This window comes from Bradyrhizobium lablabi (genome assembly GCF_018131005.1).
GTDB classification, from domain to species: domain Bacteria; phylum Pseudomonadota; class Alphaproteobacteria; order Rhizobiales; family Xanthobacteraceae; genus Bradyrhizobium; species Bradyrhizobium lablabi_D.
In genome coordinates, this window is the sequence record NZ_JAFCJK010000010.1 from 211,423 (window position 1) to 233,313 (window position 21,891).

Annotated in this window: 16 protein-coding genes and 1 tRNA gene; 11 read left to right on the forward strand and 6 right to left on the reverse strand. The window is 62.2% G+C overall.

Annotated elements, in window-relative coordinates:
- Positions 1 to 123: 123 nt before the first annotated feature.
- Both JQ553_RS27485 and JQ553_RS27490 read left to right on the forward strand, forming a co-directional pair.
- On the forward strand, positions 124 to 1,722 hold the full coding sequence (locus JQ553_RS27485) for a lipopolysaccharide assembly protein LapB (protein ID WP_249144614.1): 1,599 nt from the start codon (positions 124 to 126) through the stop codon (positions 1,720 to 1,722).
- Positions 1,722 to 2,126: a hypothetical protein gene (locus tag JQ553_RS27490; protein ID WP_212503171.1), complete on the forward strand. Its 405-nt coding sequence runs from the start codon at positions 1,722 to 1,724 to the stop codon at positions 2,124 to 2,126. Before JQ553_RS27485 ends, JQ553_RS27490 begins: the two co-directional genes overlap by 1 nt.
- 93 nt (positions 2,127 to 2,219) lie before the next feature.
- Here the strand turns inward: JQ553_RS27490 and JQ553_RS27495 are convergent, their stop codons facing one another.
- Both JQ553_RS27495 and JQ553_RS27500 read right to left on the reverse strand, forming a co-directional pair.
- Positions 2,220 to 3,284, reverse strand: coding sequence for a ketopantoate reductase family protein (locus tag JQ553_RS27495; RefSeq protein WP_212503172.1), 1,065 nt, complete (start codon positions 3,282 to 3,284; stop codon positions 2,220 to 2,222).
- Between the two features lie 227 nt (positions 3,285 to 3,511).
- The gene (locus tag JQ553_RS27500) at positions 3,512 to 7,891 is read right to left on the reverse strand and encodes a VCBS domain-containing protein (protein ID WP_212503173.1); all 4,380 of its coding nucleotides are present in this window, start codon (positions 7,889 to 7,891) and stop codon (positions 3,512 to 3,514) included.
- 441 nt (positions 7,892 to 8,332) lie between these two features.
- Between JQ553_RS27500 and JQ553_RS27505 the strand changes: the two genes are divergently transcribed.
- From JQ553_RS27505 to JQ553_RS27520, 4 genes are all read left to right on the forward strand, one after another.
- Positions 8,333 to 8,989, forward strand: a complete 657-nt coding sequence (locus JQ553_RS27505; RefSeq protein WP_212503174.1) for a FecR domain-containing protein — start codon at positions 8,333 to 8,335, stop codon at positions 8,987 to 8,989.
- A gap of 86 nt (positions 8,990 to 9,075) precedes the next feature.
- Entirely contained in the window at positions 9,076 to 9,939 is an 864-nt protein-coding gene (locus JQ553_RS27510; RefSeq protein ID WP_212503175.1) for a tetratricopeptide repeat protein, read from the forward strand.
- A 470-nt stretch (positions 9,940 to 10,409) separates the two neighbouring features.
- Positions 10,410 to 12,074: a phospholipase D-like domain-containing protein gene (locus JQ553_RS27515; RefSeq protein WP_212503176.1), complete on the forward strand. Its 1,665-nt coding sequence runs from the start codon at positions 10,410 to 10,412 to the stop codon at positions 12,072 to 12,074.
- A 345-nt stretch (positions 12,075 to 12,419) separates the two neighbouring features.
- Positions 12,420 to 12,677 (forward strand): hypothetical protein, encoded by a 258-nt coding sequence (locus JQ553_RS27520; RefSeq protein WP_212503177.1) that lies wholly within the window; start codon positions 12,420 to 12,422, stop codon positions 12,675 to 12,677.
- Positions 12,678 to 13,593: 916 nt separating this feature from the next.
- On the opposite strand, the gene JQ553_RS27525 is transcribed toward JQ553_RS27520, so the two are convergent.
- Both JQ553_RS27525 and cpdR read right to left on the reverse strand, forming a co-directional pair.
- Positions 13,594 to 13,668: transfer RNA gene (locus JQ553_RS27525), tRNA-Val, on the reverse strand.
- Positions 13,669 to 13,748: 80 nt separating this feature from the next.
- Positions 13,749 to 14,108 (reverse strand): cell cycle two-component system response regulator CpdR, encoded by a 360-nt coding sequence (cpdR, locus tag JQ553_RS27530; protein ID WP_044539148.1) that lies wholly within the window; start codon positions 14,106 to 14,108, stop codon positions 13,749 to 13,751.
- 302 nt (positions 14,109 to 14,410) lie between these two features.
- Here cpdR and JQ553_RS27535 point away from each other — a divergent pair, with 302 nt between their 5' ends.
- Together JQ553_RS27535 and hisN are read left to right on the forward strand one after the other, a co-directional pair.
- The gene (locus JQ553_RS27535; protein ID WP_212503178.1) at positions 14,411 to 15,298 is read left to right on the forward strand and encodes an N-formylglutamate amidohydrolase; all 888 of its coding nucleotides are present in this window, start codon (positions 14,411 to 14,413) and stop codon (positions 15,296 to 15,298) included.
- Positions 15,299 to 15,974: 676 nt separating this feature from the next.
- On the forward strand, positions 15,975 to 16,754 hold the full coding sequence (gene hisN / locus JQ553_RS27540; RefSeq protein ID WP_212503179.1) for a histidinol-phosphatase: 780 nt from the start codon (positions 15,975 to 15,977) through the stop codon (positions 16,752 to 16,754).
- Positions 16,755 to 16,756: 2 nt separating this feature from the next.
- On the opposite strand, the gene JQ553_RS27545 is transcribed toward hisN, so the two are convergent.
- Positions 16,757 to 17,647 carry a LysR family transcriptional regulator gene (locus tag JQ553_RS27545; RefSeq protein WP_212503180.1) on the reverse strand — a complete coding sequence of 297 codons (891 nt, stop codon included), beginning with the start codon at positions 17,645 to 17,647 and terminating at the stop codon, positions 16,757 to 16,759.
- A gap of 89 nt (positions 17,648 to 17,736) precedes the next feature.
- On the opposite strand from JQ553_RS27545, the gene JQ553_RS27550 reads away from it, so the two are divergent.
- Positions 17,737 to 18,489, forward strand: coding sequence for a sulfite exporter TauE/SafE family protein (locus JQ553_RS27550; RefSeq protein ID WP_212503181.1), 753 nt, complete (start codon positions 17,737 to 17,739; stop codon positions 18,487 to 18,489).
- Positions 18,490 to 18,494: 5 nt separating this feature from the next.
- Here the strand turns inward: JQ553_RS27550 and JQ553_RS27555 are convergent, their stop codons facing one another.
- Complete coding sequence (locus tag JQ553_RS27555; RefSeq protein ID WP_212503182.1) at positions 18,495 to 19,130, reverse strand: LysE family translocator; 636 nt, start codon at positions 19,128 to 19,130, stop codon at positions 18,495 to 18,497.
- A gap of 240 nt (positions 19,131 to 19,370) precedes the next feature.
- Here JQ553_RS27555 and JQ553_RS27560 point away from each other — a divergent pair, with 240 nt between their 5' ends.
- The gene (locus tag JQ553_RS27560; RefSeq protein WP_212503183.1) at positions 19,371 to 21,176 is read left to right on the forward strand and encodes an adenylate/guanylate cyclase domain-containing protein; all 1,806 of its coding nucleotides are present in this window, start codon (positions 19,371 to 19,373) and stop codon (positions 21,174 to 21,176) included.
- A 53-nt stretch (positions 21,177 to 21,229) separates the two neighbouring features.
- Entirely contained in the window at positions 21,230 to 21,889 is a 660-nt protein-coding gene (locus tag JQ553_RS27565) for a hypothetical protein (protein ID WP_212503184.1), read from the forward strand.
- The last annotated feature ends 2 nt before the right edge of the window (positions 21,890 to 21,891 follow it).

Below are 21,891 nucleotides of genomic sequence, written 5' to 3' on the forward strand. Positions count from 1 at the left end.
GGCGAGCGCGCCGATTTTGGCCCGCTCGGACATGAGTAACCCGGAATGACGAATTGTCTCGTTCCGGCCGAGCGGGAAAGGTGATATTGTCATCGCTCCTCATCGACGGCACGGAGCGGGCTCATGACACGGTATCCTCTCGCTGCGGTCGTTGGCCTGGTTGCCGCGGCCATTTCGCAACCTGCTGCCTCGGAATCCGCTGAACAACAATCCTCCGAACAACGGCTGGGCAAAGTGCATTTTGCCACGTCCTGCAACCCGCAGGCCCAGGAGTTGTTCGACCGCGGCATGCTTTATCAGCACTCGTTCTGGTACAGCGCGTCGCGGCGCACCTTCGAGCAGGCCCTCAAGGAAGACCCGCAATGCGCCATTGCTTATTGGGGAATAGCGCTCAGCTATCTCTACAATCCGCACGCGCCGCCGCCCCCGGACAGCCTCCCGCTCGGTCTTGAAGCTGTGAAGAAGGGCCAGGCGCTGGGTGCGAAGACGCAGCGCGAGCAGGACTACATCAATGCGGTCGCTGCGATGTATGTCGACTATGACAAGGTCGACCACCGCACACGCGTTCAGAGGTTCCTCGCGGAGGAAGAGCAGGTTGCGAAACGCTATGCGGACGACGACGAGGCGCAGATCGCCTACGCGATCACGCTCAATGTCGCGGCCTCCCCTGGCGACAAGACCTATGCCAACCAGCTCAAGGGCGCGGCATTGCTGGAGCCGATCTTCAAGCGCCAGCCCGAGCACCCGGGCATCGCCCATTATCTGATCCACCTCTACGACTATCCGCCGCTTGCTGAGAAAGGTCTCGACGCGGCGAGGCGCTATGCAAAGATCGCGGCTCGCGCGCCGCACGCCCAGCACATGCCGTCACACATCTTCACCCGCGTCGGCTATTGGAAGGAATCGATTGCCTCGAACCAGGAATCCGCGCGCATCGCCAAGGAGGACGGCGAACAGCACGATCAGGCGCACGCGATGGACTACATGGTTTATGCCTATCTCCAGCTGGGCGAGGACAAGGAGGCGCGCGCGGTGGTCGACGAACTCGCCAAGCTTCAGTTCAAGCTCGAGCGGTTCCCCGGCCCTTACGCGGTCGCGGCAAGCCAGGCCCGCTATGTGTTCGAGCGCGGCGACTGGAAGGCGGCTGCCGCCCTTCAGGTCCAGCCGACGAAATATCCCTATGTGGACGCCATCACCTATTTTGCACGGGCGGTCGGCGCCGCGCGCTCGGATAACCCCGCTGCCGCAAAGGCCGATATCGCCAAGCTCGCCGAGTTGCGCGACAAGCTGAAAGAGGCCAAGGATGCCTACTGGTCCAACATCGTCGACATCCAGCAGCAGGTCGCGGGAGCCTGGGTGCTGTACGCCGAGGGAAAATACGACGAGGCGCTCAATGCGATGAGTGCCGCGGCGGAAGCGGAAGACAAGACCGAAAAACATCCGGTAACGCCGGGACCGCTGGCGCCGGCGCGCGAGCTTTATGGCGCGATGCTGCTCGATCGCGGCATGGCCAAGGAAGCGCTGGCCGCCTACGAGGCCGTGCTCAAGAAGGAGCCCAATCGGCTGGCGGCTTACGTCGGGCTGAGCAAGAGCGCCAAGGCTTGCGGCGATCAGGCGAAGCTCCGCGACTCTGCGGTGCAGGTTGCCCGGCTCACCTCCGACGCCGATGTATCCCGACCCGAGTTGATCGAAATACGACAGACGACCGGCAGCAAACCGTGATGCGACGAACGAACTGGCGCGATGTCGGGGCGGCGCTGCTCGGCGCCGTCGCGCTGTGCCTTTGCCACATGCCGAGGCTTGGCGCCATGGAGTTCCTTGGCCAGGCAGGCGTGCTGGGCGAATGGGAGCTGACCGGCAATCTCGCCGAGAACGGCCCGGGCCCGCGCAAGGAATTTTCCGGCCCCCTGAAGATGAAGCACGTGGGAATCTGCACGCAGGACGGTCCGGAGGAACGAGCCGGAGAGATACGGCTGCAACTCGCCGGCTCGGAATTGCAGGTGACGGCGGAACTGGTGCTGGACGGCGCTCGCTGTACGTACAGCGCCCGCAAAGCGTACGCCTATGAGGGGACGCTGTCGTGCGCCGGGCGCGCACCCGTTCCGCTGCTCGTGTGGCTTAAATAACGGTCCCGCGTGATACGCACACCAGATGTCCGCCGCCGGTAATGCAGCAACACCTGTTTAGATCTGGCAGAGGTCCGGCGGATGTCGCCACCGTCACGACGCGCCAGATCCGCCCTGCACGATCCTCTCGTTCAGCTTCTGATCGACGATTTCGACCGTGCGGTCGATCTCGGCACTGGGCGCGCCGAGCTGATGCGAGATCAGCTTCACCAGCAGGTCGACCCGCTCGATGAAAGGCGCGCCGGCCGCGACCGCTCGGGCCGCCGATGAGGGCTTGAGCAGGCTCTCGGCCGCCTTGGCGTACTTCTCGAAAGGAACCTGATCCTTTGGATCGGCACCGAGGCGACGCGCGACGGTGTCGACGTGGTCATAGATCGACTGCGAGAGCTTCAGATCGCGGTGCACCGCATCGCGGATCGACTGCGGTTCGTGTGGCGTGATGCAGCGGTAGTTTCCGGTCAACAGCATCGACCACTTGGCGAGAGGGACGAACAGCGAGTCGAACACCTTGAGCTTGACCGGAACGTCCTGGCCATCCAGCGTCACCGCGTCGATATCGGCTTCCAACTCGCGAAGCACCTTGTTGTGCGCGTCGTCGGCAAATGCCGCGGCCTTGAAGTTCGTCGGCAGGCCGACATGAAGCACGTTCGCCGCCTCGTCAGGCGGACGGAACGCCTGCGGATCGGGCGAGCATAGCGACACCAGTCCCGGCTTGAAGCGCTCCCACACCTGGGCATTGGTGTAGGCCTCCTCCAGATCCATCTCAGCCAGTGCGGGAATCCGCTTGAGATAAGGCAGCGGCGGCATGTTCATGATCGAAAGACAGGGCAGTCCTGCCGCCGCGATCTTGATCATCAGAACCCGGACCGTGTGGTTGGTGTATTGCGGTTCCTGCATCGCAAGGCCAACCAGATCGTAGCGGGAGACATCCACCTTGTCGGGCGTGATCGCGTCGAGCTTCCCAGGCAGATCGCGCGAGACGATCGCACGGTGCGTCGCCTCGTCACGCAGCTTGATGCGAACCTCGGTGCCGTCGCGATTGATGAGTTCCGCTGTCTTGGTCCGGCAAACCAGCGTGACGTTGTGCCCCGCCATCAAAAGCTTGGTCCCCAGCAAGGAGCCATACGAGGCTCCAAGGATCAGAATGTTGCGCGCCATGCTCTCTCTTTCAAACGACCCGGAAATATCTCCAACGCCCACGCCCATGTCAGGACATGGGAGCGGCCCCTGCCGCAGGAGCGGCTGTGTCTATCGCAAATTGATAGGCACCACAATCACATGGCGCCGCCGATCATCTCCGGCGCGCGGCGGCACGTCATCGCCAACCTGTCGGGAATTCCGGCCCAGGTTTCCGAGGAAATTGCGCGAGACGGCGGGCAATTCCGTCACAAGATCAGATCATGCGACGCATGAGTATGGCTGGGAACCACATTGGAGTGATCCGCTGAATGCCCCACCGGCTGAGACAACTCAATCGCCAATGTCTCCGAAGGTGCCGGCTCGTGATCTCCAACAGCCTGACCGAGTTGATCGACCGACGTTGGAATCTGGCTGCCATTCGCGGGGGCGACGACGTCCTTGAAGTGGAATGTGTCTCCAGCAGCACGCGTATCGCCCGGCGCGGCGAGCAGGCTCATTTCAGAATCAGTGTGAGCCGGTTCGACGAGCGGCGGCGCGGCGGCCGTACTCGGCGCGGTGATACTGTTATCGTTGATTGTCTGATCCGGCGGCAATGCGGCTCCGCTATCCGTCGTCGTCGTACCGGCGCTGCCTTGCGGCGTCGTTTGATCGAAGGTGAAGCTATTCTCCGACAGGCCCGCGGCGAATTCGGTCGGGGCGGACGAAACGCCAGCGGTGGTCGTGGCGACGTTGTCCGTCATTGCGGCCGCGGCCGGCTCGGTGACGAAGTCCGACGCTTGAACGGTCGGCGTCCCCGCCAGGTGAATTTCCACCAGGCCGCAATCTCCGACCTTCAGGGCCTGATCGGTCGGATTGGCGTACACGATGGTGACATTGTTCGCGCTGTCACAGAGCCAGGCGACGGCATGCTCCGGCACGCTCGTGCTCGAAGGAGTGAGTGCGGCAAAGGCAAATGCGCCGAGGGACGACAAATCGATCTTGTCACACCCCGACTGAAAATCCGTGATGGTATCGAAATGAGCAGCGTTGGAATCCGCTGCTGACAAATAGACGAAGCGGTCGTTTCCATTGCTGCCTGTCAGCCAGTCCGCTCCAAATCCGCCGACGATGGTGTCGCAGCCGTAATTGCCCTTGATCGTATCGTTTCCGGAGCCTCCATAGATCGTGTCATTCCCGCCATTGCCCTTGATTATGTCGTTGCCGGAGCCGCCGTAGATGACGTCGTCTTTGCTGGTGCCGTTGATGGTGTCATCGCCGGCGCCCGCGTAGACGATCTGCTTGTAGGCGCCGCCTCCTGCGATGCTGTCGTGTCCGGGCGTCCCGTACACGTGCGGCGGATCGGATACGACGTGCGTCCCCGTGGCCAGGAAATCGAAATCGTTGGGATCGGAGTCGTTGGCGCCGTGGATGGTAATCGTTACCACCTGTTTGGTGCCGTCGATGGTGGTCACCGTGAATGTGTCGGTCAGCGTGTCGCAGGCGTTTAGCGCCTCTACCGTGCAGTTGGTGTTGTCGAGCTTGTAGGTCCACTCGCCGGCCGCCGTCATGGTGAAGGTGCCGAACCCCTTATCGCTCGCCGTCGGACAACTCACCGCCGTGAAGGTGTTGGGCGTATTGTCGACGTCGGTGTCGGTCAGCGCACCGCAGGCGATCGGATTGCCGCAGTCGGCGGCGCCGGTCTCGGTCACTGCGCCGGTGGTGGTGCCGGAAACGACCGCCGCGTCATTGCTGCCCTGGATCGTGATCGTCACCACCTGCGGCGTGCCGTCGATGGTGGTTACCGTGAAGGTGTCAGTCAGCGTATCGCAGACATTGAGCGCCTGCACCGCGCAGTTGGCATTGTCGAGCGTGTAGCTCCAAACCCCGCACGCCGTCATCGTGAAGGTGCCGTATCCGCCATTGCTCTTGGTCGGCGAGCAGACCTCTGTGAACGTATTCGATGGATTATCGACGTCGGTATCTGTCAGCGTGCCTGATGCGATCGGCTCCCCCGGCTTGCAATTGGCGACGCCGCCGGCCTCGATCACGCAGCCGGTTGTGGTGCCGGATATGACGGCCGGATCGTTGGCGCCGTGGATGGTGATCGTCACCACCTGCGACGTGCCGTCGATGGTGGTCACTGTGAAGGTATCGGTCAACGTGTCGCAGGCGTTCAGCGCCTGCACCGTGCAGTTGTTGCTGTCCAGCTTGTAGATCCATGCGCCGGCCGCCGTCATGGTGAAGGTGCCGTAGCCTGCATCGCTCTCCGTCGGACAGCTCACCGGCGTGAAGCAATTGGACGCATTGTCGACGTCGGCATCCGTGAGCGTGCCGGTGGCGATCGCCTTGTCGCACGCCGCGGCCGTGGCCTCCGTCACCGAGCCGGTCGTGGCACCGGAGATGACGGCCGCATCATTGCTGCCCTGGATCGTGATCGTCACCACCTGCGGCGTGCCGTCGATCGTGGTTACCGTGAATGTATCGGTCAGCTTGTCGCAGACATTGAGCGCCTGGACCGCGCTGTTGCTGTTGTCGAGCGTGTAGGCCCACTCGCCGGCCGCCGTTATCGTGAACGTGCCGTAGCCGCCCGCGCTCGCCTTTGGCACACTGACGGCCGCGAAGGTGTTCGGCGCATTGTCGATGTCGGTGTCGGTGAGCGTGCCCGATGCGGTCGGCATGCCCGGCTTGTAATTGGCGACGCCGCCGGCCTCGATCACGCAACCGGTCGTGGTGCCGGAAATGATGGCCGCGTCGTTGGCGCCGTGAATGGTGACCGTCACCTCCTGCGGTGTGCCGTCGATGGTCGTCACCGTGAACTTGTCGATCAGCGTGTCGCCGACATTGAGCTTCTGCACCGCGCTGTTGGCATTGTCGACCGTATAGGTCCAAGCACCGTCCGCCGAGATCGTGAACTTGCCGTAACCACCAGCGCTTGCCGTCGGCGAGCTTACTGCCTTAAAGCTGTTGGACGCGTTATCGACGTCGGTGTCGGTGAGCGAGCCTGATGCGGTCGGCGTGCCCGGAGCGGCATTGGCGACGCCGCCGGCCTCGACCGCGGCGCCGGTCGTGGCGCCGGAAATGACGGCGGCATCGTTGACGCCGTGGATGGTGACCGTCACCAGCTTTGGCGTGCCGTCGACGCTCGTCACCGTGAACTGGTCGGTCAGCGTGTCGCCGACATTGAGCTTTTGTACGGCGCTGTTGGCATTGTCGACTGTGTAGGTCCAGGTGCCGCCCGTCGTCATCGAGAAGGTGCCGTAGCCGCCCTCGCTCGTCTTCGAGCTGACCTCCGTGAAGGTGTTGGGTGTGTCGTCGACGTCGGTGTCTGTGAGCGTACCGGAGGCAGTCGTCCCGACCGCGGCATTGGCGACGCCGCCGGCCTCGGTCGCCGATCCGTTCGCTGTGCCGGAAATGAAGGCCGCGTCATTGACGCCGTTGATCGTGATCGTGAAGGTCTGGCTGGTCGACAGCGAACCGTCCGAGACAGTGATGATGAAGCTCTCGACCGTTGGCGTCTTCAGGGCATTGATCGCATCGCTGTTCGGAACGAAGGTGTAGTCTCCGTTCGAACTGTTGAGATAGAGCGTGCCGTAGGGGTCTGGCTTCGACACGTTATAGGTAATTCCGTTCAGTACCGTGTCGACCGCAATGCCCCCGCTGATGCCGAAGATGAGTATCGCGTTGCCGTTGGTGCTGCTGGCAGCGAACGTTCCGCTCGTCGCGGTGAAGGCGTCGAACACCACCGTGTCGTTTTCGGTCGGCCCCGACGGGGTGCTCAGCGTCGGCGGCGAACGAATGACGTCAGGAACGACAATCGGGGCCGATAGGATCGGCAAGAGCACATTATGCACCGTGACGTCGTCGGTCTCCGTAAAATTGATCGGCTGCGCCAATGGCAAATCGCCGTTCGGAGTAACGCCCGACCCGCTTCTTGCGTGCTCCTTCGCGTAGTTGTCGAGCACCTCCTGTTGGGCCGCGTGCAACTCCTCCATTCGTGCGGCCGAATTCGTGAACTGGTCCACGCTGACAGAGGAGCCCCTCTTGTTCAGGACGACTGTCTCTCCAGGATCGTCAACGATGATGTGGCGCGGGATCAGTTCCTTGGTTACGAGCTCAAAGGCGCCATGCGCGAGATCCTTGTATGTGATGCTATCGTCGTCCAACCATGTAGCGTTCGGGTCCGCGGCGTGGACGTCCTTCATCATCGCGAAGGTCAGCGCAGCGAGCGACAGCATTCCGAACCCGCCGGCATGGGCTCGGCCGCGAATGCTTCCGAAAGGTGTGTCGACCTTGAGGGAACCGGTCCTTGCCACGTCGCCCGAAATGAAAGCGAACGCCCCTCGGGTCACCGAGAACAGGGCCGAGCGCGGGGCACCGCTCGAATCGCAGAGGAACTCGTTGAACACCACGCGAGTGCCGCCGGACAAGTTGAACACGGTGCTGTCGATGAAGCGAATTCCGATTCGTCCGTCGGTCGCAGTCTCGATCGCGTCACCCAGGCAAACTGGATCGCCAACCATGACTTCAACGGCAATGCCGTACGCGCGTGTGAGGGTGGCGTGACCTATCGCGGTCTGAACACGGCCGATGATTTGGGGAAACATGGCCGCCGTGGCCGTGCCCTCGACGCGGGACGCAACAAACATTGGCCTCCACCTCGCCTGCCGGGGAACTCAGCCACCGGCGTGCTGCCGGGGAACTCGGCCCCCCGGCGTGCTGCCCAAATCTTTGCTCTGGCTTGCCCGACGCCACGAGGTAAAAACAATTACGCTGGTAGCCGCAGGCTAACCCGCAGAAACAACTTCACTTCTTCCGAAAGGGCCAATCAGCGCGGTGTCGGCGAATTGCCTGGCGCCACTGGCTGCCCCCCTTTGTTCTTTGACTATAAGTTTCACTTCCGGTTCAAATTACGACCTTTTTTCTTGGCGGCGTGCCGGTCTCGGGAATAGAACGATGGCAATAAAGGGGTACCCAATTTGGATAGGCTGGTCGGCTGCGACCAGACGGCACTAGATGTCGTGCGGGCACTCGGCCAAAGTTGGCATAGGCTGCCGCACGAACCAGATCTTCTCAGGAAAGGGGGGGTCATGTGCACGCATAAGTTCACGTTATTGGTGACAAGCTTGGTCTTGGCGTTGGCCGGCTTTTCGCCCGGCCCGGCTCGAGCTCAGGTCGATTCTGTTCAGCCGGCTGTTCAGGATTTGCCAGTAAAACCAATTGGGAAGGTTGTAACCGCCACCGGTGCGGTCACCATCCAACATTCGGGCGCGACTGTCGTTCAGGCAAATCTCGGCGACCAACCGGGTCAGGCGAAGGTCGGCGATCTCGTCTATCTCGGCGATGTGGTTCTGACCGGAGCCAATGGCCGGCTCGGCATCAATTTTGCAGACGGAAGCTCGTTCAACCTCTCCAGCAACGCGCGGATGGTTTTGAACGAGTTCGTCTACGACCCCAATGGGAAATCCAATTCGACCCTGTTCAACCTGACCAAGGGAACCTTCACCTTTGTTGCCGGCAACATCGCGAAGACTGGAGATATGAAGGTCGATACCCCTGTCGCCACCATGGGTATTCGAGGCACTACGCCACGCGTCGAAATTTCGGATGATGGCACAGTGAAGTTCTCCACCCTCATCGAAGAGGGCAAGAGCAAACTCGCAAAGAAATCCAAGGCAGCGGCGGCGCCGCAGCCCGAGCAAAAACACCAACTCGAGTTCAATCCCAAGATCTGTCGAGGGTGCTAGATCGTTTCCGCGCGCAAGCCCGCTCTCGACACGGGCAGCGCAGTTCATAGAGATCATTCCCTGATTTCCAAATCAGGAAGCCTGACATGGGATCAAGAGCAAGAGGCGGTATCATCGACGGCGCGGGGCTCCTTCTCGTCGTGCTGATGTCGCAGTCATCGGCGGCGGCACAGGATCCAAAGCAGAAGAACAGCTACGTCCAGAACATCGAGTTGTGCAACGGCTCGGCTCACACCTCGATTGAAGCCCGGATTGAAGGGTGCACGGAACTCATCGGCGCGGGCCGGGACAGCGCGGCCGCGTTGCCTATCGCCTACAACAATCGCGGCAATGCCTATACCGCAAAGGGGGACTACGACCGCGCCATCCAGGATTTCGATCAATCGATCAAACTCAATCGCACCTACACCAAGGCCTTCAACAACCGCGGTGTGGCCTATTTGAGGAAGGGCGAATACGATATCGCGATTGAAGCCTTCGATGAGGCGATCAGGCTCGATTCCAAATACAGTGGAGCCTTCGCCAACCGGGCCGAAGCCCACCTGAAAAAGAACGAGTTCGATCGCGCGGCGCGGGATTATGACGAGGCAATTCGTCTTGATCCCAACCTGGAAGCCGCGTGGAACGGACGCTGCTGGACCCGCGCCATCCTCGGCGCGCTGCAGGCGGCGCTGGACGACTGCAACAAGGCGCTTCAGTCGACTTCGAACAGCGCCGCCGCCTATGATTCGCGTGGGCTGGTCTATTTGAAGCTCGGCCAGCTCGGCGCGGCCATCAATGATTATAGTTCCGCGCTGCGTTTCGATCCCAGCCTGGCGAGCGCGCTCTATGGGCGCGGGCTGGCCAAGCGCAAGACGGGCGATGAAGCCGGCGGCGACACCGATATCTCGGCGGCAAGGAGAATTCAGGCCGGGATCGGTGACGACTTCACGCGATATGGCGTGCGGTAGAGGCGGATCGACGTCGATGTTGGGCGTCTGAAAGGCGAGCGCGACATCACCCCTCCGGCACCCCGCCGCTCGCATGCCCTCGCCGCGCGCTCGACCCCCGCAAGATAGGCCGGATGGTCGCGTGACCGAGCCACCGCGCTGGCGGCAATGCTCCGCGGTCTTGCCCGCGCCCCTCCACCTGCCGCCACGTCGGCGCAAATTCGCATGCCTCTTGCCAAAGCATTCCGCCCGTGATCAACTTAAGGTCGTAGTCATCAATCGATATCACTATCGGCCCCGGCTTTGGTCGGGGCCTTTTGCAGCCGTGGCTATTGCACTCGCCAAGCCGGCGGCCCGCCGTTTCATGAGACAACGTCATGCCTGGCGAAGATATTTTCCCTCGCAAGTTGACCGACACGGGAGCGTCACGGAGCTGCGCGGTGTAGCGCCGGTGCCGCCGAAAGCACCGGTCATTTCAATGGGAGGGGCCCATGCGTCGTCGTGTCGAAGGACTTGTCACCGTCAACGCGATCGCCGGGACTCACGTTGTATTCCTGGCCATGGACATGGACAGGAAGGATGCCACCGGCCTGATGGGATTCGCCATTCAGCGCGAGGACAAGATCGAAAAGGAAGTCACCTGGCTACGCGGCAACAAGTCGTTCAATATCGCGCGGAAGGGCACGGCGCTCAACGACTACAGCAGCCTCGACAATCCATTTCAGGCCTTCCAATGGGCCGACTACACGGCGAAGCCGGACTACAATTACGAGTACACGGTGTATCCGATGTTCGGCAAACCCGGCAAACTCACGCAGGGTAAAGGCACCACGGTCGCGGTGAAGACGGAGACGCCGGAAGGCAAACCGCACTCGGTTTACTTCAACCGTGCGGCGATTTCCTCGCAGGCCTATGTCAAGCGGTTCGGCCTGGTCGATCCGCTGAAAGTCGGTCAGGAGGCGCTCGACTGGTTGACGCGCGAACTGCTGCCCGGCCTCCTCGCCTTCATCGAACGGGCGAAGGATTCGAGCTTCTCGTTGCATGCCGCGATCTACGAGGCGCACCTGGACGAGCCGCTCAAGGCGCTTTCCGACGCGCGCAAGCGCAAGGCCAAGGTCCACCTGATCTACGGGGCCAAGCCCGCAGATGACATCACCAAGCTGAACACCAAGGCGATCAGGGATGCGAACCTCAAGGGCATCGCGATTCCGCGCAAGAAGGCGAAGCTCGCGCACAACAAATTCATCGTGCTGTCGCGCAACGACAAGCCGATCGCCGTCTGGACCGGCTCGACCAATTGGTCGACCAACGCGGTGTACGGTCAACTCAATGTTGGCCATGTCGTCGAGGATGCGGACCTCGCCAAGCAGTTCCTCGCCTACTGGACCGAGTTGAAGGACGACCCGGACGCCGACAGCGAGAAGGAATGGATCGACCAGAACAATCCCATCGATCCGGACAAGCCGGCCAAGGATGGGGAATACCTGTTCTCTCCCCACAGCGGAAGAATACCGTTCGACTGGCTGATCTCGATCGCCAATACGGCGAAGGCCGGGCTGTTCATGACTTTCCCGTTCGGCATCGTCAAGGATTTCCGCGCCGAGGTTTACGACAAGAACGACGACATCCTGCGCTACGCGATGCTCGAAATGTACGTCAACGGCGGCAACGCGAAGAGCCGCAAGGAAGCGACCGACGACACGATCCGGATCCGAAGGTTTCCCAACGTCGGGATGGCGCTCGGCTCCTACATCAAAGTCCCCACGATCGACGGCTGGATCAAGGAGCGCGGCGGCATCGGCACCCATGTCAACTGGGTGCACACCAAATTCATGCTGGTCGATCCTCTCGGCGACGCGCCGATCGTCGTCACCGGCTCCGCCAACTGGAGTCTTTCCAGCATCAACGTCAACGACGAGAACCTCGTGGTGATCAAGGGCAGCAAGCGCGTGGCCGACATTTATTTCGGCGAATTCATGCGCATCTTCGCCCATTACCGCTTCCGCGAGGCGATAGCGATTCACCTGGAAAAGCACGGCTCGCTCGACGACTGGACGCCGCAGGACCTGTTTGACACGCCCGGCAAGTGGGTGCCCCAGCACTACAAGAAGGGAAGCGAGTACGCGCTGCGGCGGCTCTATTTCGCCGGCGCCTGACGCAGCAGTTTGGCAGCCACGTTGACGACTTCACGCGGCACCTCTTCACGGCGCGAACAAATCCGCACCTCCGTTGGTGAGCTGCTGCTCGATGCGGAGCTGGGTGGCCAGAATTCCTCCGTTGCTTCGACCTAGGAAAAGCGCGCTGCCCCTGCAACTAAAGGCGTAAGCGCGTGCCGGAGAAGCCGTAGTCATCCGGAATCCACAAAAACGAAAAATGCATGCAAGAAAAGGCGGCCCGCAAGGCGGGATCGCTGAAAGCGATCTGTTTTTTTTACTCACCATCAAACTGTTTATTGGCGTCACCGCGCATGTGCGGGCCGCCAAATAGAGGATTGCGGAATAATGATCGAACGATTGCGCTGCGACCGCGCATGGGTCGTTGAACTGCTGCGGCGATTGGGGGAAACGGAGCAGGAGATCGCCGCATCGCGACGCGCCTGCCACAAGGCGCGGCAAGAGCTGCGAGCCGAGGTCTGGCGCGTGGTCGAGCGTGCGAGGGCGAACGACAACAGCGACCTGCGGCACGCCGCACTCCGCGTCATCGAATCGACCCTGCGCGGGGGCGCGCCCGATCCCGCCGATCTCGAGTACATCAATTGACAGGAAAACCGCGTGCCGCCTGCATCGTCACCAGACGCAGGCGGGCTCGGTGATGAACTTGACGCACGCCGCCACATATTGGCTGTAGGCGTTGCTGACCTCCTTGGTCTGCTCGACGATGTCCTCGCCCATCGTGGTGGATGAGGCGGCAGCCGACGATACGAGCTGCGGCGGGTCTATTTCGCCGGCGCGTGACGCAGCACATCAGAGTCAGTCGAAGCGCGCAGCCTCCCTCGTCGAAAGTCGGATCACTGATTTGCCCGACGCGGCAAGCCTTCGCCTGAAAAATATACTGCTTCGCGTTTGACCCAAATCAGTTGTTCAATCGCGCCCATCTCACCCGATCGAGGGGCGCTTCGCGATCGTCACGGGCGTTGGGTCGAGATGCGGTGGACGCTTGAGCGTGTGACTGACGAGCATGCGCGAAGCGGACGGCGAAGTCGTGTGGTTCCGACGCCCCGATGCAGGTGTCAAGCCGGCGAGAAGCAAGCTTCTCACTGGCGACGGTGACAACAAAGCTGGTCTCACCGAGAAGAGCACGAAGGACACCGTAAAACCATCGCGCAGGGAAAGCCGGGCTGTTTCCGGTTACACCTGTGGTCCTACCCCGGTGCTTCTTGTTGCACCGGGCCCATGGGTGCAATCGGCACCCGGCTTTCCCTGCGCCCTCACTTCCTCATGAGGGCGAAACGAGATGCAAAGCTCGGACGCATCGCGCCGCGAGAGCGCGAACGTATGTCTGAACCGCTGTTTGACAGGTGAATTGGGGTAATGTGTCTTGCCGAGCCGAAGCTTGTGCCCAGCGGGTCCGCCTTCACCCTTCCGCTCCGGCGCTGATGTCCGTGTTCGGTTTCACGGGGTTCGACCTGACGGTGTCGCCGTGACTGCACCACGCGTTGTCCCTCAGGGCGAAGCGTGGTGGGCGCGACAGGGATCGAACCTGTGACCCCTACCATGTCAAGGTAGTGCTCTCCCGCTGAGCTACGCGCCCGAATGTCGTATTGGGTTGGGTCCCTATAACGGACCCCGGCGGGGCAGGCAAGGATGCAAAATGCGGGTTTGGCGTCCGAATCAGGCCGCCAGCATCTTGTTCACTTCGCTGACCAACTCGCGCAGGTGAACCGGCTTCGCCAGCACCTTGGCGTTTTTCGGCGCCTCGGAATCGGAATTCAGGGCGACCGCGGCAAAGCCGGTGATGAACATGATCTTGATGTCGGGATCGAGTTCCGAAGCACGACGTGCGAGCTCGATGCCGTCCATCTCCGGCATCACGATGTCGGTGAGCAGCATCTCGAACGGCTCCTCGCGCAGGCGCTGGTAGGCCGACATGCCGTTGTCGTGCGGCGAGACTTTGAAACCCGCGTTTTCCAGCGCCTTGACCAGAAAGCGGCGCATATCGTTGTCGTCTTCGGCGAGGAGAATCTTCGGCATGGCAGGAATCGTCGAATCCGGCTGGAGGATCATTCGGAACACTAAGCCCGACAGACGGTAAATTTCGGGTGAAAGTTGGTTCCACCGTCGGCGGCAAGCGTGGCCGATTTGTGGAGCAGGCCACCCCGGCAAATCAATTTGCGCGCCTTTTCTGTTCTTAAGACGCGTTCCAGCGCTGCGCTCGCTCTTTTCACTTGGCAGAATGGCCGCGATTACCGACAATGTGGGCCCATAAACCACCGCATTTCCGGCAGAATCAGTTTTTCCTGGATACGGCGGACGCAAGGGACGGCGCCAAGTGAATGACCCAGTTTGATGGCGAGTTGTCGCCTCCGTTCGAGATCGTTGAGCCGCAGACCTGGCGGGCGCCGATCATCTTCAATTCGCCCCATTCGGGCTCGGTCTATCCACCCGAGTTTCTAAACGCCTCCCGGATCGACCTGGCTGGGCTGCGCCGCTCGGAAGATTCGTTCATGGACGAGCTGATCGAAGGCCTCGGCGACCGCGGCTTCCCGACCGTGAGGGTCAATTTTCCGCGCTCCTATGTTGACGTGAATCGAGAGCCCTATGAGCTCGATCCGCGCATGTTCACCGGACGGCTGCCAAGCTTTGCCAATACGCGCTCGATGCGGGTGGCAGGCGGTCTCGGCACCATTCCGCGCGTGGTTGGCGACGGCCAGGAAATCTATCGCGAGCGGCTCGATGTCGATGAAGCGCTGAGCCGGATCGAGGCGCTCTACAAGCCCTATCACCGCGCACTGCGGCGGCTGATCAACAAGGCGCACCAGGCGTTCGGCACGGTGATCGTGGTCGACTGCCATTCGATGCCCTCGGTCGGCGTCTCGCGCGACGAGCCGCGCCGCCCCGACGTCGTGATTGGCGACCGCTACGGCACGAGCTGCGCGCCGCGCCTTCCCGATCTCGTCGAGGAGATCATGGGCTCGCTCGGCTATTCGATCGGCCGCAACAAGCCCTATGCCGGCGGCTTCATCACCGAGCACTACGGCAACCCGGCGAGCGGTCTGCATACCGTCCAGATCGAGCTCAACCGCGCGGTCTACATGGACGAGCGGCGGCGCGTGCGCGGGCCCCGCTTTGCGCAAGTGACCGCCGATTTCACAACACTGGCCGAGGCGCTCGCCAAGATGCCGCTCGGCGATCTCGGACCGTTCCAGGCCGCGGCGGAATAAGCGACGAACGAGAGCCGGCTCTTCAGATCGACCGCCCTATCTGCGCTTGGCGCGCAGCGAATGATTCCTGGTTCACTCCGACGCTGCCGATGTGAAGAGTGGATTCATCCTACCCGAAAGAAAAAAGGGCCGCTTGAATGAACAAGCGGCCCAAGTCTAGGGAGGAAACGCCCAAGGAGGGCAGCGATAGCGCGAGGCGCTACCGCACCGCAACAATATGCGACCGCGACGCACAAAACGCAAGAGTTTTCGAAACATTGCCCGCGCAAAATTCGCTCGGCAGGCGGATCAGCAACAGCTCGTCAAATTCAATCTTTATCGTGTAAAATCAATCATTTAACAGATCATTCGCGCTGCAAGTGCCGTCCAATGCATAGCTTGTATACCAGGAACTGGCAACTTCGTGATCGCACGGGAGTGGCCGAGGCGAGCGGAAGTCGAGCCGATTCGAAAGCCGGGAAATTCGTCATCAGGGCGGGATAATGCTCGGTTAGCGATGCGCGTCTCCACAGATTGAGCTAGAGCATTATCGGTTCTGATTGAATCAGAACCGAAGCTCTAGATTCTTGTTTTGACGCGTTTTCCTTGCGCGAACCGGCGTCCCCTTCGCCCGAAAACGCTATAGGCAAGTGCGCTTCCGATTTCCATCTTGCCCTGCGCTATCGAAGGATCTGCCGTGACGGTCATCGACTTTACCGCCTTCATCGGCCGCCTTGCGACCGTATCCGGCGAAACCATCCTGCCGTTCTTCCGGACCTCGCTTTCCGTCGACAACAAGAGCGCCAGCGATTTCGATCCCGTGACCGAGGCCGACCGCGCCGCAGAAGCCGTGATGCGGCGACTGATCAAGGCCAGTTTCCCCCAGCACGGTATCGTCGGCGAGGAATTCGGCAATGAGCGTGAGGACGCCGACTATGTCTGGGTGCTCGATCCGATCGACGGCACCAAATCCTTCATCGCCGGTTTCCCGATCTGGGGCACCCTCATCGCGCTGCTGCACAAAGGCATGCCGGTGTTCGGCATGATGCACCAGCCCTATATCGGCGAGCGCTTCTCCGGCGACAACGGCTCTGCGAATTATTCCGGTCCATCCGGCGAGCGACGGCTTACGGTACGGCGCTGCGCCTCGTTGAAGGAGGCGACCGCCTACACCACGAGCCCGCTGTTGATGAACCAGGACGACCGCGCCTGCTTCAGCCGCATCGAAAACATCGCGCGGCTGACGCGCTATGGCGGCGACTGCTATTCCTACTGCATGCTGGCCGCCGGCCATCTCGACCTCGTGGTCGAGACTGAGCTGAAACCTTACGACATCGCCGGCCTGATCCCGATCGTCACCGGCGCCGGCGGCATTGTCACCACCTGGGACGGCAGGCCGGCGCAAGGCGGCGGCCGCATCATCGCCGCCGGCGACCCCCGGGTGCACGCAGCGGCGATGGAACTGCTCAACGCCTGAGTTCAGGGCGCAGCGGCGCGCAGGTGATCCACGAGTTGCTTGGCCGGCCGCGGCAGGCCCTTGAAGCTGCGGGCGCAGATCGTCAACCTGCGGTTGGCCCAGGCGTCGCGGATCCGGATCGCGACGATCGGCATCGCTCGTGCGCTCCGCCGGGCGGCGGTCTCAGGCACCACGGCGACGCCGACGTCGGCCGCAACCATCTGGCAGATGGCGTCGAAATCGCGCAGGCGGGCGCGGAAGCGCAAGCGGGCGCCGAGTTTCGCCGCATGCCGCGAGATATGGACCTGCAGCGCCGTCGATGCGGTGAGCCCGACGAAATCGCGATCGACCACCTCCTGGAAGTCGATCTGGCGGCGGCTGCCGAGATCGCTCCGCTTGGCCGCCACCAGCGTCAGGCGGTCCTCGCTGAAGACGAAGCGCTCGATGCTGTCGGGTAGCGCGTGCTCGGCGGCAAAGCCGAGGTCGGCCGCGCCGCTCGCAATCGCGGCGGCGATGTCGGCGCTCTCACGCTCCTCGACATCGACATTAATGTCAGGGTGCTCGCGCAGGAAGGCGGCCAGTGCCCGCGGCAGATGTTCCGACAGTCCCGACGTGTTGGCGAGCAGCAGCACGCTCGCCCGGACGCCGCTGGCATAGGCCGCAAGATCGCCCTGCAGGGCCTCGACATTGTGGATCACGATACGGGCATGGTCGAGCAGGCTCTCGCCCGCCGCGGTGAGTTCCACGCCGCGGCGGCCGCGCTTGAGCAGCGCGACACCCAGCGCATCCTCCAGTCCCTTGATCCGCTCGCTGGCGGAAGCAAGTGCGAGATTCGCGCGCGCCGCGCCCTGCGTGATGCTGCGCGCGTCGGCCACCGCGATGAACAGCTGCAAGTCGACCAGATCGAACCGCATCGTGTCTCCAACAGGTCTTCGGACATGCCGAAGGCTGGCTCCGTAACCTCCAGATTGTGCCGATCCATGCGATCGGTCAATGTGCCGCAATGTTCGACCATGTCCTCATCCTGATCGCGTTCGCGTTCCTGCTCGCCGGCTTCGTCAAGGGCACCCTCGGCCTCGGCCTGCCGACGGTGGCGATGGGGCTGTTGGCGGTGACGATGCCGCCAGGCCAAGCGATCGCGATCGTGATCGTGCCGGCCATTGTCACCAACATCTGGCAGACCTTCGTAGGGTCGTATCTGCGCGACATCATCAAGCGGTTATGGCCGCTGATGGTCGGCACCGTCGTCGGCATCTGGCTCAATGCCGGGCTGCTGACAGGGCCCTACGCACCCTATGGCACCGTGGTGCTCGGCCTGCTGCTGGTGATCTACGCGATCGTGGGCCTGAGCAGGTTCAGCTTCAAGGTCGCCCGGCGCGACGAGAAATGGATCGGCGGCATCGTTGGCCTGATCACCGGCGTGATCTCGGCGGCAACCGGCGTGCAGGTAATTCCCTCGATGCCGTTCATGCAGGCGATCGGGATGGAGAAGGACGAACTGGTGCAGGCGCTCGGCGTCTTCTTCACCACCGCGACCGTAGCCCTTGCCTTCAACCTCACGGCGTCGGGTCTGCTGACTGCCGCGACCGCCCTGCCGGGTGCGGTGGCAATGGGGGCGTCCTTCACCGGCATGTTCATCGGCCAGTCGGTGCGCTCGCGAATGCAACCGGAGGTATTCCGACGCTGGTTCCTGATTTCGATGATCCTGCTTGGCGTCTATCTCGCTGGCAGTGCGCTGATAAAGCTACACGGCTGATTGGTTCAGCGCGCTTCCAGCATCGCGATGCGAACGCCGAGGTAGACGAACAGCCCGCCGAGCGCGCGGTTGATCCAGGCGATCACGCCGGCCGATTGCCTGATGCGGCCCGCGGCACGAGTTGCGAATGCCGCGACGCCGAGGCACCAAACCGTGCCGTTGACGATGAAGATCAGTCCGAGCACGAGGAAGGCGAGCGCCTTGTGCGGCGAATCCGCCGCCACGAATTGCGGCAGGAAGGCCAGGAAAAACAGCGCCACTTTCGGATTGAGGATATTGGTCAGCGCCCCCTGCCAGAAGATGCGCCGGATCGAACTCTCGCCGCCCTGTCCCGCCACGTCCGCGATCGGTTGCGCGCGCGACAACAGCATCTTCAGCCCGGTGAAGAGCAGATAGGCCGCGCCGACCAGCTTGAGCGCCAGGAACGCCGACGACGACGCCATCAACAACGCCGACAGCCCGATCGCCGCGCCCAGTACGTGGACCAGGCAACCGCAGCTGATGCCGATTGCTGCGGCGGCCCCGCCGCGCCAGCCCGACTGGATGCTGCGGCCGATGATGTAGGCGGTGTCCGGCCCCGGGGTGACGTTGAGCAGCAAACCGGACGCGACAAACAGCCAAAGCTCGTGGATACCGAGCATCACAGCAAAACTAACCTATGTGAGTAACGAACCTGAAAGGCTGATCGGCCAGAAACGTGCGATTCCGGCGACAGACAAACCGCATACGAATTCGTTAGTGAAGCACGCTGTGAAGACCGTCCGTCGCATGCCAATTCCTGTTACAATACACTGTTATTGGGTGTAGACCGGGCTTCCGAGACACGGCGTATCTTGTAAGATTGGAAACGGCTGAAGGGCCTTTCCAGGGCAGAGGGGGATATGGAAAGACGGCTGGCCGCCATCCTGTGCGCTGACATCGCCGGGTATTCCCGCATGATGGGTGCCGACGAGGCGGGAACGCATGCCTCTTTCAAGGCCCACCGCAGCGCGATCTATCCGATCATTCTCAACCACGGCGGCCGAATCGTCAAAAATACCGGCGACGGCTTCCTGCTCGAGTTCCCGAGCATCATCGGCGCAATCGAGGCCGCGGTCGCAATGCAGACATTGATGGCTGAACGCAACGAGCATCTGCCCGCCGATCGTGCCATGCACTTCCGCATGGGCGTCCACATGGGCGACGTGATGGCCGATGAGGACGAGGTGTTCGGCGATGACGTCAATATTGCCGTTCGACTCGAGACGGTGGCCGCGCCCGGCGGCATCGCGGTGTCGGATAAAGCCCGCACCGAGGCCGGCCGGCGGCTTGCCATCACTCTGGGCGACGCGGGTCCGCATCGCTTCAAGAACATCGCCGAACCGGTCAACGTCTGGACCTGGGTACCGGCGGGATCATCCGATGTCCAGGAGAAGGCCGCGCAGGACGGGCCGCACCTGCCGGCGCAATACCGGACGGCAATCGTCGGCGTGCTGCCGTTCGACAATCTCAGCGGCAGCGCCGACGAGTATTTCTCCGACGGCCTGACCGAGGATTTGATCCACGCGCTGTCGCTGCAATCCTTCTATCGCGTGCTGAGCCGGAACTCGACCTTCGCCTATAAGGGCAAGAACGTCAGCACGCGCCTGATCGCGCGCGAGATCGACGCGACCTACTTGATCCAGGGTTCGGTGCGGCGCGCTGGCAGCAAGGTCCGCGTCACCGCCGAGCTGATCGCGCCGGAAAAGGGCGAGCAACTGTGGACCGGCCGCTATGACCGCGACATGGGCGACCTGTTCGCGATGCAGGACGAGATCACCGCCAATCTCTCCGCCGCGATCGCCCAGGAGATCTATCGCGCCGAGGCCTCCGCGCCGGCGCGCGCGCCCGACTCCGAACTGACCGCATGGGACCGCTTCCTGAAGGGCCTGTCACACTACTATCTCCAGACCAAGGCCGATTTCGAGACCGCGATCGCACTGTTCAAGGAGGCGATCGAGCTCGATCCGTCACTCTCGATCGCGCGCGCCTATCTCGCCACCATGCAAATCCAGGGTGCCCAGTTCGGCTGGATCCCGAGCACGCGCGAACTGTGGGCATCGTCGGTGAACCTTGCCGAAAGCAGCGTAAGGCTCGATCCTCGATCGTCTTTCGCTTTCTCCCTGCTCGCCTATCTGCACGCGATGCAGGGACATCACGAAGCCGCCATGGACGCCATCAAGCGGGCAATCGAGCTCAATCCCTACGACATGGGGGCGCGCGGCGTGCTCGGGATCTGCCACATGGTGATCGGCGATCACCGCCGGGCGATCGAGCTGTTCTCGATGGCGGTCCAGCAGCGCGGCAACAGCGATCCCCGTTATCAATGGGCGGCGTTGAGCGCGTTCAGCCATTATCTGCTCGGTCAATATGACGCGTCGCTCTCATGGTCGCGCGAGGCGCTCTATCTGAATCCCAATCATTTGCAGGGGCTTGCGGTGCGCGCGGCGGCGCTTGCGCAGCTCGGACGCGCGGAAGAAGCAGCAGAAGCGGCGAAGGCGCTGCTGAGCAATTATCCGGACCTGACCGTCGAACGTCACCTGCGCAATTTCTATTGGAAGAATCCGGCCGACATCGCCCACTATCGCGACGGCCTCTTGAAAGCCCACATCCCTTTCGGCAAACTCGCTCTGGTTGCATCAGCACCCAAACTCGCCGTTGATTCGTGAGCGAGTTCGGTAACGGGCACTATTCAGTCCGAAAGCTTTCAGGATGTGGTTTCATGTCGGACATTGCTTCAGGCGAGACGCCTGCCCCGCCGGTTTCGCCGAATAATCCCTGCCCGTTCCTGCGCGCATTGGTAGCCGGCGGCTATGTTGGCGGCCATGTTGTGCCGCTGGCCGAACTGAGCGGGACGATCGATCGCGCGACCGGCAAGACGGGCCTGGCTGCGATCAATGCCGGCATCAAGATCTTCATGGTCGCGCAGATCGCAAACGGCCTCGGTCCGCTCAGCCAGTTGCGCTCCCTGACCAAGGGCGCGGTCCTCGACGAGTTGCGCAATGGTCCTCTCGACAAGCACGGCGCGGGCTCGCGCATCCTCGACGAGCATGCGGTGGTGCATGAGGAGGAGATTGCGCGTCTCGCCACCTACGGCCAGACCTATAACAATCCCGACGGCGGCACCGAACGCGGACTGTCGGCGTCCGACATCAAGACCTTCATGGCCGCCAACTTTCAGCGCGCCAAGGACGAGCATCCCCGGTACTACGCGATCCTGCGCTGCTATTACCCGCTGCTGATGCTCGGCGAATGGCCGGTGCTGCTGGACATCATGGGCAAAGGCCAAGGCAAGGACCGCTATCTCAGCGTTGCCGAAATCAGGACGCTGTTTGTCGAGCGCCGCTTTCCCGACCGGATCATCGCGCTGCTGAAGCGCTGAAA

Bases quoted from the DNA above. Each gene is read 5' to 3' on its own strand.
- JQ553_RS27485 (WP_249144614.1), top strand. From the start codon at position 124: ATGACACGGTATCCTCTCGCTGCGGTCGTTGGCCTGGTTGCCGCGGCC.
- JQ553_RS27490 (WP_212503171.1), top strand. From the start codon at position 1,722: ATGCGACGAACGAACTGGCGCGATGTCGGGGCGGCGCTGCTCGGCGCC.
- JQ553_RS27495 (WP_212503172.1), bottom strand. From the start codon at position 3,284: ATGGCGCGCAACATTCTGATCCTTGGAGCCTCGTATGGCTCCTTGCTG.
- JQ553_RS27500 (WP_212503173.1), bottom strand. From the start codon at position 7,891: ATGTTTGTTGCGTCCCGCGTCGAGGGCACGGCCACGGCGGCCATGTTT.
- JQ553_RS27505 (WP_212503174.1), top strand. From the start codon at position 8,333: ATGTGCACGCATAAGTTCACGTTATTGGTGACAAGCTTGGTCTTGGCG.
- JQ553_RS27510 (WP_212503175.1), top strand. From the start codon at position 9,076: ATGGGATCAAGAGCAAGAGGCGGTATCATCGACGGCGCGGGGCTCCTT.
- JQ553_RS27515 (WP_212503176.1), top strand. From the start codon at position 10,410: ATGCGTCGTCGTGTCGAAGGACTTGTCACCGTCAACGCGATCGCCGGG.
- JQ553_RS27520 (WP_212503177.1), top strand. From the start codon at position 12,420: ATGATCGAACGATTGCGCTGCGACCGCGCATGGGTCGTTGAACTGCTG.
- cpdR (WP_044539148.1), bottom strand. From the start codon at position 14,108: ATGCCGAAGATTCTCCTCGCCGAAGACGACAACGATATGCGCCGCTTT.
- JQ553_RS27535 (WP_212503178.1), top strand. From the start codon at position 14,411: ATGACCCAGTTTGATGGCGAGTTGTCGCCTCCGTTCGAGATCGTTGAG.
- JQ553_RS27545 (WP_212503180.1), bottom strand. From the start codon at position 17,647: ATGCGGTTCGATCTGGTCGACTTGCAGCTGTTCATCGCGGTGGCCGAC.
- JQ553_RS27550 (WP_212503181.1), top strand. From the start codon at position 17,737: ATGTTCGACCATGTCCTCATCCTGATCGCGTTCGCGTTCCTGCTCGCC.
- JQ553_RS27555 (WP_212503182.1), bottom strand. From the start codon at position 19,130: ATGCTCGGTATCCACGAGCTTTGGCTGTTTGTCGCGTCCGGTTTGCTG.
- JQ553_RS27560 (WP_212503183.1), top strand. From the start codon at position 19,371: ATGGAAAGACGGCTGGCCGCCATCCTGTGCGCTGACATCGCCGGGTAT.
- JQ553_RS27565 (WP_212503184.1), top strand. From the start codon at position 21,230: ATGTCGGACATTGCTTCAGGCGAGACGCCTGCCCCGCCGGTTTCGCCG.